Raw genomic sequence first — 15,402 nt, forward strand, 5'->3', positions numbered from 1 at the left:
GCTTCCGGGGCGCATCACCGTGGCCGAACTAGAATCGGCCCTGATGATCACCCCCGAGGGCGACGAGCCCACCCCCGCGACCAGCGCCACCACCGCTGCGGCCGTGCCCGAGCGCGCCGTCGACGCCCCCGCGACCGACCAGGCCGCGGGCGAGGGCGCCGCGGCCGGCCCGGCCGAGGTCGAGGCGACGCCTCCGGGCGAGGCCGAGCTCCGCTCCCTCTTCGAGGAGCAGGCGCTGCCGTTCATGGACCAGCTCTACGCCGCCGCGATGCGGATGACGCGCAACCCGGCCGACGCCTCCGACCTCGTGCAGGAGACCTTCGTCAAGGCGTTCGCCGCCTTCCGGCAGTTCCAGCAGGGCACCAACCTGAAGGCCTGGCTGTACCGCATCCAGACCAACACGTTCATCAACACGTACCGCAAGAAGCAGCGCGACCCCTACCAGGGCACCATCGACGAGCTCGAGGACTGGCAGATGGGCGGCGCCGAGTCGGTGACGCGCACCTCCGGCTCCACGCGCTCGGCCGAGGCCGAGGCGATCGACCACCTCCCCGACAGCGCCGTGAAGGACGCCCTGCAGAAGGTCCCGGAGGACTTCCGGATGGCCGTCTACTTCGCCGACGTCGAGGGCTTCTCCTACCAGGAGATCGCCGACATCATGAAGACCCCCGTGGGCACGGTCATGAGCCGTCTCCACCGCGGTCGCCGCCTCCTCCGAGGCCTCCTCGCCGACTACGCACGCGACCGCGGCATCGCGGTGCCGGTCGGCACGACGACGAAGGGCAGCAAGCGATGACCGACTGCGGGTGCGACAAGACCAAGGCCGAGCTCGAGGAGTACCTCCACGGCGAGCTCTGCCGCGAGGACGCGGCCGACATCCGTGAGCACATCGCGAACTGCGCCGACTGCGCGGGCGAGCGCAAGGTGGGCGAGGTGCTCACCGAGGCCGTGCAGCGCGCGTGCCGCGAGACGGCCCCCGAAGACCTGCGCTCGACGGTGCTCGCGCGGCTGCGGGCCCTCCAGGCCCAGCACTAGCCGACCCCGGGGAGTCGCGGGCCGGCTCCCCGGCACCGCAGCCCCCCGGCGCACCGTCGTCACGCACCGCGGCACTGCGCTAGCGTCGGCGTCATGACCGCCACGGTGGAGGTGCTCGGCACCCCGACGCCCGACGACCTCGACGACCTCGTCTCGCTGATCAGCTCGCTGGGCTACGCCCTCGACGCCGACGTGCTGTCGGCCCGCCTGGCCCGTCTCACGGCGGAGGCCGGCCACGAGACCTGGGTCGTCCGTGACGCGGCCGGGCGCGTCTCGGCGGTGGCCGGCGCGCACGTCACGTGGGCCTACAACGCCGACGCCCCGACCGCCCAGCTGCTGCTGCTCGTGGTCACCGACGCCGCCCGCGGCGACGGCCTCGGGTCGTACCTGCTCGGCCACTTCGAGGGGTGGGCCCGGGGGCACGGCGCCCGCACGCTCGACGCCGTCTCGGCCGCGGCGACGGACTCGGCGCACCGGTTCTACCGCAAGCGCGGGTACCACGAGGCGGGCGTGCGGTACTCGAAGCTCGTCTGAGGGCCCTGTCGCAGGGTCCTGGTCGAGGGGACGTCGCCCCGGCCTCGTGGTCCGGAGACGCCCGTCAGCTCCCGGGCGCCCCGGGCTCAGCGCCCGGCGGCGTGGTGCGCCGCCACCGCGGCCGCGTCGAGCGCGGTGTCGTACACCCGCACTGTGTCGACGTCGCCCCGGAGGGTGTAGTCGGCCGGCTCGCCGGCCCAGGAGGCGAGCGACTCGCGGCCGACCCGCCACGACCCGTCGTAGACCTTGAGGGCGCGGGCGTCCGCTCGGCGGCCCTGCAGCTCGCCGTCGAGCCAGAGCTCCGTGCTGCCGGGCCGGAACGTGCCGACGGCGTGGTGCCACTCGCCGTCGGTCACCACGCTCCGCCCGCCGAGCGCGAAGCGGAAGTCGTTCGACCCCTGCACGCCGAAGTGCAGGGTGCCGTCGGCCCCGACGTAGAGGTGGCGGTCCTTGTAAGGCGACGCGGCGGAGGTGCTCGAGCTGTAGCCGACGATCCTCCCGCCGGCGCTCTCGGTGCGGAACCACGCCTCGACCGAGAACGTCGAGGGCGCGGGGCCGACCACTGTGCTCTGCACGCGGGCGTCCGGGGCGTCGAGGCTCATCGACGGGTCGCCGTCGCAGGGAGCGTCGTTCCGCACGGGGCCGGAGGCCGACCGGGCGAGGTGCCCGTGGCCGCTCTCGTCGCGGACGTCGCCGCCCCGTGGCTCCGAGAAGCCCCAGGCCAGCACCGGGTCGTCGAGCAGCGGGCCGCCGAAGCACGGGAAGGTGTCGGTCGAGGCCGTGGCCGCCGACCCGGTGGTCGCCGAGAAGGCGGCGTCGCTGGTCGCGCCGACGGCGGCGACCGTCGCGACGACCAGTGCGCCCGCGGCGAAGCGCACCGTGCCGGAGGCGCGGGTCGGCTCCCCGACGGAGGGCGCGTCGGTCTCCCACCGCGGAGCGCCGCAACGGCGGCAGGGCAGCCCCTGCCGGACGTCGCGGTCGGCGCGGGCGAGCACCGAGATCACCGACGCCGCCGCGAGGAGCAGCAGGATCGGCGCGACGGCGCCCTGTCGCAGCCACACGCCGGGCAGGCCCACGGCCGGCACGCGCAGCACGCCCGCGCCGTGGACGGCGGCCGGGGAGACCGGGCTGCTGTCGTCGGCGGCGTTGGCGTCGCCCCGGAGGCGCAGCCCCTCGTCGCCGGTGCGGACGAGCCGGTGCAGTCGCAGGCGGTCGGCGTGGTCGGGGTCGTCGACGAGGAGCACCTGGCCCGGCACCGCGTCGGCGCCGTCGATCGGCACGGCCGCGACGACGTCGCCGGTGCGGAGGCGCGGTGCCATCGAGTCGCTCGCGACCGTCGTCACCGCCCACCCGGCGGCGGCCGGGAGCACGCACCAGAGGGCGAGCAGGGCGACCGTCCAGAGCGCGGTGCGCGCCGCCGTGGCGACGGCGACCACGGGCAGGTCGCCCGGGCAGGAGCGGACGGGGTGGGGCACGGGGATCCCTCGGGTGTCGGGCGGGCGCGGGTCGGGAGGACGGCGGTCGGGGGCGACGGGCGCGTGCCGGCGGGGCGCGGGGCCGCCGCCGGCGCGCCGTCGGTCAGTCGTTCTGCGCCTCCCAGACGAACGTCGTCGCCGCCTCCGCCTCCTGCAGGGCGTTCGTCGCGTCGTCGGCGAGGTGGTACGTGACGCGCCAGAGGGAGTCGGTCGTGCCGGCGGGCACGCTCCAGTCGCCCACGCCGTCGGCGAACGAGGTCGAGGTCGCCAGATCGGCGAGGGTGCCGGCGAAGAGGATGTCGCCGCCGGGGACGAACCGCTCGCAGGTCGCCTCGGGGGCCCCCCGCTCGACGACGACGGCGAGGGACGACCCGAGGGCGTCGAGATCGACCGTGTCGCTCGCGTAGAGCCGGACGGTGCTGGCGGCGCTCGTGTCGGCCGTGACCGTGAGGCAGTTCGAGCCGGTGTCGCCCGGCAGCAGGCCGGCGACCTCGAAGAGCGCCTGGCCCTCGTCGTCGTCGCTGATCGCGACCTTGCCGGTGGCCCAGCTGTTGCCGGCGTTCTCGGTGGTGTCGGAGAAGGCGGCGTACGAGCTCGTGCCGACGACGACGCCGCTGATGACGACGGCGAGGGGGAGGGCGGCGAACGCCGCGAGGCGGGTGGAGCGGGCGGAGAGGTGCATGGGAGTCCTTCGTCAGCGGCGGGGGCCGGTCGTGGTGAGGGGATGTCGCATCTGAGATGTTACGTGACATTCCACATCCTGACAACCGCTCAGCGCATCACCGCCCGGGAGCCGTCCGGCGTGGCCACCGGAAGAGCACGTCCGCCCGCGGCCAGCGCGTGACCACGAGGTGGAGGACGGCGCCGATCGAGAGGGCGCCGATCAGGCAGAGGGCGACCTCCACGAGCGGAGGCGCTCCGAGCGCCACGCTGAGGTCGTGCCCCGCCTTGACCCCGATGGTGTGCGGCAGGTACCAGGTGATGCTCCGTCCGCCCACCAGTGCGGGGAAGCGGCCGACCCGTCGACGACCGAGCCAGGTCGCACCCGCGACGAGCGCGACGAACGACCCGGCGACCGGCAGCGCTGCCCACGGCTGGAAGGCGGGGGAGTCGCCCCCCAGCGCGACCGCCACGGCCGCCGTCGCGGCGACCACGACCGCGCTCACCAGCACGGCGCCCCGTGATGCGCAGGCCCGACGGAGGGCCTCGGGTCGACGGCCCGACCAGACGCCCAGGAAGAAGAAGACGGCCATGGCCCAGAACCGACCCGGCAGGTCGCCGGGGAGCTCGGGCACGGTCAGCGACGCGAGCGCCGCGCCCGCGGCCAGGAGACCGGGGTGGAGTCGTCGGGCCAGGAGGGCCACCACCCCGAAGATGAGCAGGTAGGCCAGGAACCAGGTGCCCCACGGCAGGTGCGACGTGGTGTCCGCGACGGCCTCGTCGAGCCGGCCCAGGGCGATGCCCCGGGCGACGTCGACGGCGACGATGACCGCGCCCCACACGACGAGGGGCCACAGGACGCTCCGGGCGCGCGCGAGCAGGAACGACCGGGCCCCACGACCGACGGTCGCGGGCACCAGGGCCCCCGAGAGGAACATCAGGAGCGGCATCCGGAACGGTGCCAGGGCGATCGTCACGTCGCGCAGCCACTCCGGCACGTCGGCCGGGTAGAGGATCGCGTGGTGCAGCGCGACGAGCAGCACGCAGAGGCCCCGGGCGACGTCCACGCCGACCTGCCGGGGCGGCCGGCTGGCTCCGGAGCGTGGCGCCGAGGGTCGGGGAGCGGCAGGAGGTGCGTCGTCGAGCGGGGCGAGGCGGGTGGGGGAGACGGGGTCTCCGGGAGCGGGCATGCGCACCAGGGTCGCCCCGCGCCTCCTCGGCTCCGGGAGCCCGGCACGACGGAGGGCGACATCGGCTCGGCCGACGTCACCCTCCGTCTCGTCCGCCGCGGTCGGCGGGCTTCACCCCGACGGCGCTACAGCGTGAGCGCCGCCGCGATCAGCTCGGCCTGCTGCGCCGCGCTGGCCTTCGTCGAGCCGGCCGCCGGCGACGCCGAGGCGGGGCGCGACGCGACCCGGATCGGGCGGTCGAGGTGCTTCTGCAGCTCGAGCACGACGAACGGCCAGGCGCCCTGGTTCTCGGGCTCCTCCTGGGCCCAGACCAGCTCGGCCTGCGGGTACCGCGACAGCACCTCGCGGATCCGCTCCAGCGGCAGCGGGTAGAGCTGCTCGAGGCGCACGAGGGCGACGTCGTCGCCGACGCCGCGCTTGTCGAGCTCGGCCGTCAGGTCGTAGTGGATCTTGCCCGAGTGCAGCACGATGCGCTTCGTCGCCGACGGGTCGGAGACCCGCGTGCAGTCGAGCACCGGCTCGAAACGGCCCGAGGTGAACGCGTCCACGCCGCTCGTCGCGCCGCGCAGCCGCAGCATCGCCTTCGGGGTGAAGACGACGAGCGGGCGCCGCGGCCGGGCGTAGGCCTGGCGGCGCAGCAGGTGGAAGTAGGAGGCGGGGGTCGAGGGGCGCGCGACGGTCATGTTGTCCTCCGCGCAGAGCTGCAGGAAGCGCTCCATGCGCGCCGACGAGTGGTCGGGGCCCTGGCCCTCGTAGCCGTGCGGCAGCAGCAGCACGACGCTGGAGCGCTGGCCCCACTTCTGCTCGGCGCTCGAGATGAACTCGTCGATGACGGTCTGCGCGCCGTTGCTGAAGTCGCCGAACTGCGCCTCCCACATCACCAGCGCGTCGGCCCGCTCGACCGAGTAGCCGTACTCGAAGGCCATCGCCGCGTACTCGCTGAGCAGCGAGTCGTAGATCCAGAGGTTCGCCTGGTCGTCGGTGATGTTCTGCAGCGGCAGCCACTCCTGGCCGTTCTCGCGGTCGTGCAGCACGGAGTGGCGCTGCACGAAGGTGCCGCGACGGCTGTCCTGGCCGGCGAGCCGGACGGGCGTGCCCTCGGTGAGCACCGAGCCCATCGCGAGCAGCTCGGCGAAGGCCCAGTCGATGCCGCCGGCGCGGCTCATGTCGACGCGCTTGCGCAGCAGCTGCGACAGCTTCGGGTGCACCGAGAAGCCCTCGGGCGGGTTGTCGTGCGCGTCGCCGATCGCGTGGATCAGGTCGAGCGACACCCCGGTCGTCTCGGGCTCGCCGGTGCGGTCGTCGCGCTGCGACACCGGTCGCTCGAGGTCGTCGACGTCGCCCGCGTCGTCGGTGACCACCGGCATCGACCCGGTCTGGGCCGCGTGCGTCTCGGCGAAGGCCCGCTCGAGGCGGTCCTGGAAGTCGCGGTGGGCGCCGTCGTACTCCTCTTGTGTGATGTCGCCGCGGCCGACGAGCGCCTCGGTGTACAGGGTGCGGACGCTGCGCTTGGCCTCGATGAGGTTGTACATCAGCGGCTGCGTCATCGACGGGTCGTCGCCCTCGTTGTGGCCGCGGCGGCGGTAGCAGACCAGGTCGACGACGACGTCGCGCTTGAACTGCTGGCGGTACGAGAACGCGAGCTCGGCGACGCGCGCCACGGCCTCGGGGTCGTCGCCGTTGACGTGGAAGACCGGCGCCTGGATCGTCTTCGCGACGTCGGTCGAGTAGACCGAGGTGCGCGACTCCGACGGCGGGGTGGTGAAGCCGACCTGGTTGTTGATCACGACGTGGATGGTGCCGCCCACGCGGTAGCCGCGCAGCTGCGACATCTGCAGCGTCTCGACGACGACGCCCTGGCCGGCCATGGCCGCGTCGCCGTGCACCAGCACGGGCAGCGTGGCGAAGACGCCCTTCGGGCCCCTGTCCTGCTTCGCGCGGACGATGCCCTCGAGCACGCCGTCGCCGGCCTCGAGGTGCGAGGGGTTCGCCGCGAGGTAGACCGGGATGGTCTCGCCGGTCGCGCTCGTGAACTCGCCCTCGGTGCCGAGGTGGTACTTGACGTCGCCGGAGCCCTGGACCGTCTTCGGGTCCTGCGTGCCCTCGAACTCGCGGAAGATCTGGCCGTACGTCTTGCCGGCGATGTTCGTCAGCACGTTGAGGCGGCCACGGTGGGCCATGCCGATCGCGACCTCCTCCAGGCCCTCCCGGGCGGCCTGCTGGATCACGGTGTCGAGCAGCGCGATCGCCGACTCGCCGCCCTCGAGGCTGAAGCGCTTCTGGCCGACGTACTTCGTCTGCAGGAAGGTCTCGAACGCCTCCGCCTCGTTGAGCTTGGCGAGGATGCGCATCTGCTCGTCGTGCGACGGCTTCACGTAGGGCACCTCGACGTGCTGCTGCACCCAGGCCCGCTGCGCAGGGTCCTGGATGTGCATGTACTCGACGCCGATCGTGCGGCAGTAGGAGTCGCGGAGGATGCCGAGGATGTCGCGCAGCAGGGCGGAGGTGCGGCCCCCGAGGCCCCCCGTGACGAACTCGCGGTCGAGGTCCCAGAAGGTCAGCCCGTGGCTCTCGATGGCGAGGTCGGGGTGGGTGCGCTGGCGGTACTCGAGCGGGTCGATGTCGGCCATCAGGTGGCCGCGCACGCGGTAGCTGTTGATGAGCTCCTGCACGCGCGCCGTCTTGCCCACGCGCTCGGCGAGGTTGACGTTGATGTCGGCGTTCCAGTGGATGGGCTCGTAGGGGATGCGGAGAGCCGCGAAGATCTCCTCGTAGAAGCCGCGCTGCCCGATGAGCAGCTCGTTGACCTTCTTGAGGAACTCGCCGGAGCCCGCGCCCTGGATGACGCGGTGGTCGTACGTGCTCGTCAGCGTCACGGTCTTGCCGATGCCGAGCTCGACGAGGGTCTTCGACGACGTGCCCTGGAACTCGGCCGGGTAGTCGAGAGCGCCGGCACCGATGATCGAGCCGGCCCCCTTCATGAGGCGCGGGACGCTGTGGACGGTGCCGATGCCTCCCGGGTTGGTCAGCGAGATCGTGTTGCCCTGGAAGTCCGCCGCCGTCAGCTTGTTGTCGCGGGCCCGGCGGACGACGTCTTCATAGGCCGACAGGAAGTCGGCGAAGGTCATCTCGTCGGCCTTCTTGATGCCCGGCACGAGGAGGGCACGGGTGCCGTCCGGCTTCGGGATGTCGATCGCGAGGCCGAGGTTGATGTGCGGGGGAGTGACGACCGAGGGCTTGCCGTCGACCTCGTCGTAGAACACGTTCTGGCTCGGGAACTCCTTGAGCGCCTGCACCAGGGCCCAGCCGATGAGGTGCGTGAACGACACCTTGCCGCCGCGGGCGCGCTTGAGGTGGTTGTTGATCACGATGCGGTTGTCGATCATCAGCTTGGCCGCGACGGTGCGGACGCTGGTCGCGGTGGGCACCGTGAGGCTGGCGTCCATGTTGGTCGCGAGCGACTTCGCCATGCCGCGGAGCGGCGTGACCACGGCCTCGGGCTCCGGCGTGGGCTCGGCGGCCGGGCGCTTCGGCTCCGCCGCCTTCGCGGGCGAGTCGGCGGGGATGGGCTTCGCGGAGGGCTCCACCGACGTGGTCTTCGCCGCCTTCTTGCCGGCGGGGGCTGCCGGGGCGGGGGCCGGGGCGGCGGGCTCGTCCTGGCCGGGGGCGCCAGCGACCTCGTCGGGGACCTGGGCCTGGCCGCCCTCGGTCGAGGCGGGCTCCGGCGCGGCGGGCGTGCTGGTCGCCGCGGCGGCGGACTGCGGGGCGGAGGCGGCGTCGTCGGCGCCTCCGGCCGGGGACCCTCCGCCGTCGGCGGGCGTGTACGCCTCGAGGACGGGCCACCACGACTCGTCGACCGCGTTCTTGTCGACCAGCCACTGCTCGTAGAGCTCGTCGACCAACCACTCGTTGGCGCCGAAGGCACCCTCGTCGGTCGTTCCCGTCACGTGGCTCGTCACAGCCGATCGCCCACTCTCCGTTGATTGTTGATCAGTGCGTGGGCAGCGCCGCCCACGGTGCCCCAGCTTAAGCGCATCCGACCGAGCGCGGGCAGGGCGACCCGCAGGAGGCGCCCCACCGGCGGGCCCGGATCCCACGGAGTCAGCGCGGTCGAGGAGAGCTACCGTGGAGCCATGAGGTTCTACGAGACGACGCCGACCCACGACCTGACGTACTCCGACGTGTTCCTCGTGCCCAGCAGGTCGTCGGTCACGAGCCGCCTCGACGTGAGCCTCGCCCCGGGCGACGGCACCGGCGCCACGCTGCCGATCGTCTCGGCGAACATGAACTCGGTCACCGGGCCCCGCCTCGCGGCGACCCTCGCCCGGCGCGGCGGGCTCGGCGTCCTGCCGCAGGACATGCCGCTGCAGCAGCTCGACGCGGCCATCCGGTGGGTGAAGGCCCAGCCGGTCGACTACGACACCCCCTACTCGCTCGACGCGGGCGAGACCGTCGAGACGGCCCTCCGCACCGTCCCGGCCGTCGAGGGCCACGGCATCGTGCTGCACGACGGCACCGGCGCGTACCTCGGCTGCATCGCGGCCTCCCGCCTCGGCACCGCGCCCCGCGACGCCGTGCTCGGCGACCTGCTGCACGGCGCCCTCACCTCCCTCGACGCCGACGACGTCGACGGCCCGCGCGCCGCCTTCGACCGCATGGTCGCGGCCGAGATCGACTTCGCGCCGGTGCTCCGCCACGGCCGTGTCATCGGCACGGTCAGCCGCAAGAGCGCGCTCCGCAGCACGCTGTACCGGCCGGCCCTCGACGCCGGGGGCCGCCTCCGCGTCGCCGCCGCCGTCGGCATCACCGGCGACGTCGCCGAGAAGGCACGGGCGCTCGCCGCGGCCGGCGTCGACGTGCTCGTGATCGACACTGCGCACGGCGACCAGGACGGCATGATCCGGGCCATCAAGGCGGTCGCGGGCCTCGGGCTCGGCCTGCCGATCGCCGCCGGCAACGTCGTCACCGAGGAGGCGGTGCGCCACCTCGTCGCCGCCGGGGCCTCCATCGTGAAGGTCGGCGTCGGCCCGGGCGCGATGTGCACCACCCGCATGATGACCGCGGTCGGCCGCCCCCAGTTCTCGGCCGTGCTCGAGACGGCCGCGGCGGCCCGCGCGCTGGGCGCCCACGTCTGGGCCGACGGCGGGGTGCGGTACCCCCGCGACGTGGCCCTCGCGCTCGCCGCGGGCGCCGCCTCCGTCATGATCGGCTCGTGGTTCGCGGGCACGATCGAGGCCCCCGGCGAGCTGGCGGCCGACGAGGAGGGCCGGCTCTACAAGGAGAGCTGGGGCATGGCCTCGACGAAGGCCGTGCAGGGCCGCTTCGAGCGGCTCGACCCCTACGAGCTCGCCCGCAAGACGCTCTTCGCCGAGGGCATCTCGTCGTCGCGCATCTACCTCGACCCGCTCCGCCCCAGCGTCGAGGACCTGCTCGACATGATCACCTCCGGCGTCCGCAGCTCGTTTACCTACGCCGGCGCGACGACCCTGCCCGAGTTCGCCGAGCGGGCCCTCGTCGGCGTCCAGTCTGCGGCGGGGTACGAGGAGGGCAAGGCGCTGCCGGTCAGCTGGTAGCGGACGCGGCCCGTGTCCGCTCGACAGCTGGGGGCGCGAGCGCCCGCGCGCGGTAGGATCGCACGCCTATGGATGACCCTCCGTCCCAGACGACCGCACCCTCCCACCATCTCCCCGCCGAGCGGGGTGACCGCTCCTCGTGAACGAGTGGATCCTCCTCGGCATCGGCCTGCTGCTCACCGTCGGCACCGGCCTGTTCGTGGCCAGCGAGTTCAGCCTCGTCAACCTCGACCGGTCCGACCTCGAGGCCCGTGAGCAGAAGGGCGAGAAGGGCCTGGGCCCGACCATCGGCGCCCTCCGCATCACCTCGACCCACCTCTCCAGCGCCCAGCTCGGCATCACGCTGACGACGCTGCTGACCGGCTACACGATGGAGCCCGCGATCTCGCGGCTGCTCGAGCCGCCGCTCACCGCGGTGGGCGTGCCCGAGCCGGTCGTCGACGTCGGCGCGCCGATCGTCTCGATCGTCGTCGCGACCCTCCTGTCGATGATCATCGGCGAGCTCGTGCCCAAGAACTTCGCCCTCGCCCTGCCGCTGCGCACGGCGAAGCTGGTCATCCCCTTCCAGGTCGGCTTCACCACGGTGTTCAAGCCCGCGGTGCGGCTGCTCAACGAGACGGCCAACGCCATCCTCCGGTCGATCGGCATCGAGCCGAAGGAGGAGCTCTCGGGCGCCCGCACCGCCGAGGAGCTCTCGTCGCTCGTCCGCCGCTCGGCGTTCGAGGGCAGCCTCGACACCGACACCGCGACCCTGCTGGCGCGCACCCTGGCCTTCAGCGACCACACCGCCTCCGACGTGATGACGCCCCGCCCCCGCCTGTCGACGGTGACGCGGACGGACTCCGCCGAGACGGTGCTCGAGCTCGCGCGCCGCACGGGCCTGTCGCGCTTCCCGGTCACCGACGACGGCATCGACGACGTGGTCGGCCTCGTGCACGTCAAGCAGGCCGTCTCCGTGCCGCGCGAGAAGCGGGCCGACGTGCCCGTGTCGGCGCTGCAGACCGACGCCGTCCGCGTGCCGGAGACGATGACCCTCGACAACCTCCTCGCCGAGGTGCGCGGCCGCGGCTACCAGATGGCCGTCGTCGTCGACGAGTACGGCGGCACCGCCGGGGTCGTCACCCTCGAGGACCTCATCGAGGAGCTCGTCGGCGAGGTCTCCGACGAGCACGACCGCAGCCGCGTCGACGTGGTGCGCTCGCGCAACTGGCTGACCTTCCCGGGCCTGCTCCGCCCCGACGAGCTGCTCGAGCGGGCGTCGGTCAAGGTGCCGGAGGAGGGCCCCTACGAGACCGTCGGCGGCTGGCTGATGAGCGAGCTGGGCCGCCTGCCCGTCGTCGGCGACGTCGTCGAGAGCGACTCGGGCACGTTCCGGGTCGAGCGCCTCGACGGTCGCCGGATCGACCGCATCCGCTTCACCCCCACCCCGGACGACGAGGCGAGCGAGGCCGGTGACGCTGACCGCGCCTCCGGCACCGGGGCCGGCTCGTCGCAGATCGCCGACGCGCGTCAGGGTGCGCACGACGACGCCCGCGGGCCGGGCGGGCCCGCCACCCGCACCGACCGGGCGACCCGGGCCGCCACGGCGGCGGCCGCCGCCCGGGCCGCGGGGCGCGGCGCCGGCACGACCACGACGACGACGAAGGAGGACGCGCGATGAGCGACTGGCTCGGCATCGTCTGGCTCGTGCTGCTGCTGATGGGCAACGCCTTCTTCGTGGCGGCGGAGTTCGCCGTCATCAGCGCCCGTCGCTCCCAGATCGAGCCGAAGGCGGAGGCGGGCAGCCGCGCCGCCAAGACGACGCTCTGGGCGATGGAGCACGCGACGATGATGCTCGCGACGACGCAGCTCGGCATCACGATCTGCTCGCTGCTCATCCTCAACGTGTCGGAGCCCTCGATCCACCACCTGCTCGAGGGCCCGCTCGGCCTCACCGGCCTCAGCGAGGAGCTCGTGAGCGTGGTCGGCTTCGTCATCACGCTGGTGCTCGTGTCGTTCCTGCACGTGGTGCTCGGCGAGATGGTGCCGAAGAACATCTCGTTCTCGCTGCCCGACCGGGCCGCGCTGCTGCTCGCCCCGCCGCTCGTCGCGATCGCCCGCGTCTTCCACGTCGTGGTCGTCGCCCTCAACTGGTCGGCGAACGCCGTGCTGCGGGCCTTCGGGGTGGAGCCGAAGGACGAGGCGGCCAGCGCGTTCACGGTCGACGAGGTCGCGACGATCGTCGCGCAGTCACAGCGCGAGGGCACGCTCACCGACGCGAGCGGCACCGTGCAGGCCGCGTTCGAGTTCACCGAGAAGACCGTCGACGACGTCGCGGTGCGGATGTCGGGCCTCGTCACGCTGCCGGAGGACGCGACGCCGTCCGACGTCGAGCGCGCCGTCGCCCAGAACGGCTTCTCGCGCTACGTGCTCGTCGACGACGGCGGCGACCCGACGGGCTACCTGCACCTCAAGGACGTCATCGACCTCGACGTCGACGAGTTCCACGACCCGGTGCCGCCGAAGCGGATCCGTCAGCTGATCTCGATCTACCGCGGCACCGAGCTGGAGGACGCCCTCGCGACCATGCGCCGCAGCGGCGTGCACGTCGCCCGCTCGTTCGACGAGCACGGGGCGACGCAGGGCGTGCTCTTCCTCGAGGACATCCTCGAGGAGCTCATCGGCGAGGTCCAGGACGCGACCCGGCGCTCGTAGCGGGCGCTCCGGCGGGCGTGCCCGCCGCCTCCCGCACGGCGCACGACGACGGCCGCCCCGATCGCGAGATCGAGGCGGCCGTCGTCGTCCGGTGCCGGAGGCGCGGTGCGGCTGCCGGGGTCAGCTCACCCGGAACGGTGCGCGCTGGTACTGCGCCGGCACGTAGTCGAGCTCGACCCCGAGCTCGGCGGCGGCCCGGAGGGGGAAGTGCGGGTCGCGGAGGAACTCGCGGGCCATCAGCACGACGTCGGCCTGGCCCGAGGAGATGACCTCGTCGGCCTGGCGGGCGGAGACGATGAGGCCCACGGCGCCGGTCTCGACGTCGGCCTGCCGACGGACGTGCTCGGCGAACCGCACCTGGTAGCCGAGGCCCACGGGGATGCTCACGCCGGCGACGAGGCCGCCGGTCGAGATGTCGAAGAAGTCGGCCCCGGCCTCGCGCGACCACGCGGCGACGGTCGCGGTGTCGTCCTCGTCCCAGCCGCCCTCGGCCCAGTCGGTGGCGCTGAAGCGCACGAGCAGCGGGTAGCCGTCGCCGACCTCGGCCCGCACGGCGCGGACCACGTCGAGCAGGAGGCGCGCGCGGTTCTCGAGCGAGCCGCCGAACTCGTCGGTGCGCTGGTTGCTCAGCGGCGAGAGGAACTGGTGCAGCAGGTAGCCGTGCGCCGCGTGCAGCTCGATCAGCTCGAAGCCGGCCTCGACCGAGCGGCGGGCGGCGCTGCGGAACGCCTCGACGAGGCCGACGACCTCGTCGTGCGTCAGCTCGCGCGGCTCGTCGTAGCCCTCGAAGGCGACCGCCGAGGGCGCGACCGTCGGCCAGCCGCCCTCGCTCGCGGGCACGGTGCCCTGCACGTCGCTCCAGGGGCGGAAGGTCGACGCCTTGCGGCCCGCGTGCGCGAGCTGGACGCCGGGCACCGAGCCCTGGCCCCTGACGAACGCCGTCACGGGCTTCCAGGCCTCGACCTGCTCGTCGTTCCAGAGGCCGGTGTCCTGGGGCGAGATGCGGCCCTCGGGCACGACCGCGGTGGCCTCGCTGATGACGGCACCCGCGCCTCCCCGGGCGAGCGCGCCGAGGTGCACGAGGTGCCAGTCGGTGGGCGCGCCGTCCTCACGGTCGACGCTGTACTGGCACATCGGCGCCACCCAGAGCCGGTTGCGGAAGGTCGTGCCGCGCAGGGTGATGGGGTCGAACAGGCCGGGGGCGCCGTCGGCCGGGGCCGTGCGGGGGGAGTCGGTGGTCACGCGGGTGTCGGACGTCACGGGGATGTCATCGCCTTTCAGGTCGGAGGGGGACGACCTCGATCGTCCCGCGCTCGCCAACGCGGCGCGCGCCCGCCGTGTTCCCCGGGCCGCCCGCCCGGGCGTGGCGAGGGAGACCCGGTCTAGCGTCGAGGGGTGACCGACTCCACCGACTCCCAGGACTTCACCGACTGGACCCCCTCCGACGCCGCGGGCGAGATCGCGGTGCCCCGCCCCGACGACGACAAGTACAGCCGCGGCGTGCTCGGCGTCGTGACCGGGTCGTCGTCGTACCCGGGGGCCGCCGTGCTCGGCGTCGAGGCCGCGCTGCACACGGGGGTGGGGATGCTCCGCTACGTCGGGCCCCGCCGCGCCGCCGACTTCGTGCTGCACCGGCGGCCCGAGGCCGTGACGGGCATCGGCCGCGTGCAGGCGTGGCTGCTCGGGTCGGGGGTGGACGGCGACCACCTCGACGACGAGACGGAGGAGGGCTTCCGCACCGCCGCCTCCTCGGGGCTGCCGCTCGTGCTCGACGCGGGCGCGCTGTCGCTGCGGGAGCGGGCCACGGGGCCCGTCGTCCTCACCCCGCACTTCCGCGAGCTGGCGACGGCGTCGGGGCAGGAGGTCGACGAGGTCGCGGCCGACCCCGCCGGCGCCGCCGCGCGCGCGGCGGAGACCTGGGGCTGCACGGTGCTCGTCAAGGGGCACCGCACCTACGTCGCCTCGCCCGGCGGCACGCGCCTGGTCGCCGCCAGTGCTCCGTCGTGGCTCGCGACGGCGGGGGCCGGTGACGCGCTCGGCGGCGTGCTGGGGGCCCTCGTCGCCACCCACGCCGACGAGGTCGCCGACGACGCGGAGGCGCTGGCCCGGCTGGCGGCGACGGCGGCGGTCGTGCACGGCCTCGCGGCGTCGCGGGCGAGCGCGGGCGGGCCGCTCACCGTGCTGGGGCTGGTGCACGCCCTGCCGGCGACCATCGCCGAGCTGGTCGCGGGGCGCTAGCTG

The 15,402-nt window shown here is 73.8% G+C and carries 12 protein-coding genes; 7 read left to right on the top strand and 5 right to left on the bottom strand.

Annotated elements, in window-relative coordinates:
- Positions 1–43 precede the first annotated feature (43 nt).
- The 3 genes from ASF82_RS04175 (at position 44) to ASF82_RS04185 (ending at position 1,569) form a co-directional block, all read left to right on the top strand.
- Positions 44–796 carry a sigma-70 family RNA polymerase sigma factor gene (locus tag ASF82_RS04175; RefSeq protein ID WP_056053735.1) on the top strand — a complete coding sequence of 251 codons (753 nt, stop codon included), beginning with the start codon at positions 44–46 and terminating at the stop codon, positions 794–796.
- Positions 793–1,035, top strand: coding sequence for a zf-HC2 domain-containing protein (locus tag ASF82_RS04180; protein ID WP_056053738.1), 243 nt, complete (start codon positions 793–795; stop codon positions 1,033–1,035). Before ASF82_RS04175 ends, ASF82_RS04180 begins: the two co-directional genes overlap by 4 nt.
- A 93-nt stretch (positions 1,036–1,128) precedes the next feature.
- The gene (locus ASF82_RS04185) at positions 1,129–1,569 is read left to right on the top strand and encodes a GNAT family N-acetyltransferase (RefSeq protein WP_056053740.1); all 441 of its coding nucleotides are present in this window, start codon (positions 1,129–1,131) and stop codon (positions 1,567–1,569) included.
- Positions 1,570–1,655: 86 nt separating this feature from the next.
- Here ASF82_RS04185 and ASF82_RS04190 read toward each other — a convergent pair whose 3' ends face one another.
- The 4 genes from ASF82_RS04190 to ASF82_RS04205 form a co-directional block, all read right to left on the bottom strand.
- Positions 1,656–3,044: a LamG-like jellyroll fold domain-containing protein gene (locus ASF82_RS04190; protein ID WP_056053743.1), complete on the bottom strand. Its 1,389-nt coding sequence runs from the start codon at positions 3,042–3,044 to the stop codon at positions 1,656–1,658.
- A gap of 103 nt (positions 3,045–3,147) precedes the next feature.
- Entirely contained in the window at positions 3,148–3,726 is a 579-nt protein-coding gene (locus ASF82_RS04195; protein ID WP_056053749.1) for a hypothetical protein, read from the bottom strand.
- 97 nt (positions 3,727–3,823) lie between these two features.
- Complete coding sequence (locus ASF82_RS04200) at positions 3,824–4,894, bottom strand: acyltransferase (RefSeq protein WP_156369910.1); 1,071 nt, start codon at positions 4,892–4,894, stop codon at positions 3,824–3,826.
- A gap of 125 nt (positions 4,895–5,019) precedes the next feature.
- A complete protein-coding gene (locus tag ASF82_RS04205; protein WP_056053756.1) occupies positions 5,020–8,853 on the bottom strand; it encodes a multifunctional oxoglutarate decarboxylase/oxoglutarate dehydrogenase thiamine pyrophosphate-binding subunit/dihydrolipoyllysine-residue succinyltransferase subunit in 3,834 nt (1,277 codons plus the stop codon).
- A 174-nt stretch (positions 8,854–9,027) separates the two neighbouring features.
- Here ASF82_RS04205 and ASF82_RS04210 point away from each other — a divergent pair, with 174 nt between their 5' ends.
- From ASF82_RS04210 to ASF82_RS04220, 3 genes are all read left to right on the top strand, one after another.
- Positions 9,028–10,467 (top strand): GuaB1 family IMP dehydrogenase-related protein, encoded by a 1,440-nt coding sequence (locus tag ASF82_RS04210; protein ID WP_056053758.1) that lies wholly within the window; start codon positions 9,028–9,030, stop codon positions 10,465–10,467.
- A gap of 139 nt (positions 10,468–10,606) precedes the next feature.
- The gene (locus tag ASF82_RS04215; RefSeq protein ID WP_082514308.1) at positions 10,607–12,127 is read left to right on the top strand and encodes a hemolysin family protein; all 1,521 of its coding nucleotides are present in this window, start codon (positions 10,607–10,609) and stop codon (positions 12,125–12,127) included.
- Positions 12,124–13,161: a hemolysin family protein gene (locus ASF82_RS04220; RefSeq protein WP_056053761.1), complete on the top strand. Its 1,038-nt coding sequence runs from the start codon at positions 12,124–12,126 to the stop codon at positions 13,159–13,161. Before ASF82_RS04215 ends, ASF82_RS04220 begins: the two co-directional genes overlap by 4 nt.
- 120 nt (positions 13,162–13,281) lie before the next feature.
- Here the strand turns inward: ASF82_RS04220 and ASF82_RS04225 are convergent, their stop codons facing one another.
- Positions 13,282–14,355 (bottom strand): NADH:flavin oxidoreductase/NADH oxidase, encoded by a 1,074-nt coding sequence (locus ASF82_RS04225; protein WP_056055797.1) that lies wholly within the window; start codon positions 14,353–14,355, stop codon positions 13,282–13,284.
- A gap of 201 nt (positions 14,356–14,556) precedes the next feature.
- On the opposite strand from ASF82_RS04225, the gene ASF82_RS04230 reads away from it, so the two are divergent.
- Positions 14,557–15,399 carry an ADP/ATP-dependent (S)-NAD(P)H-hydrate dehydratase gene (locus ASF82_RS04230; protein WP_056053765.1) on the top strand — a complete coding sequence of 281 codons (843 nt, stop codon included), beginning with the start codon at positions 14,557–14,559 and terminating at the stop codon, positions 15,397–15,399.
- The last annotated feature ends 3 nt before the right edge of the window (positions 15,400–15,402 follow it).

It is taken from the genome of Frigoribacterium sp. Leaf164 (assembly GCF_001423665.1).
GTDB lineage: Bacteria > Actinomycetota > Actinomycetes > Actinomycetales > Microbacteriaceae > Frigoribacterium > Frigoribacterium endophyticum.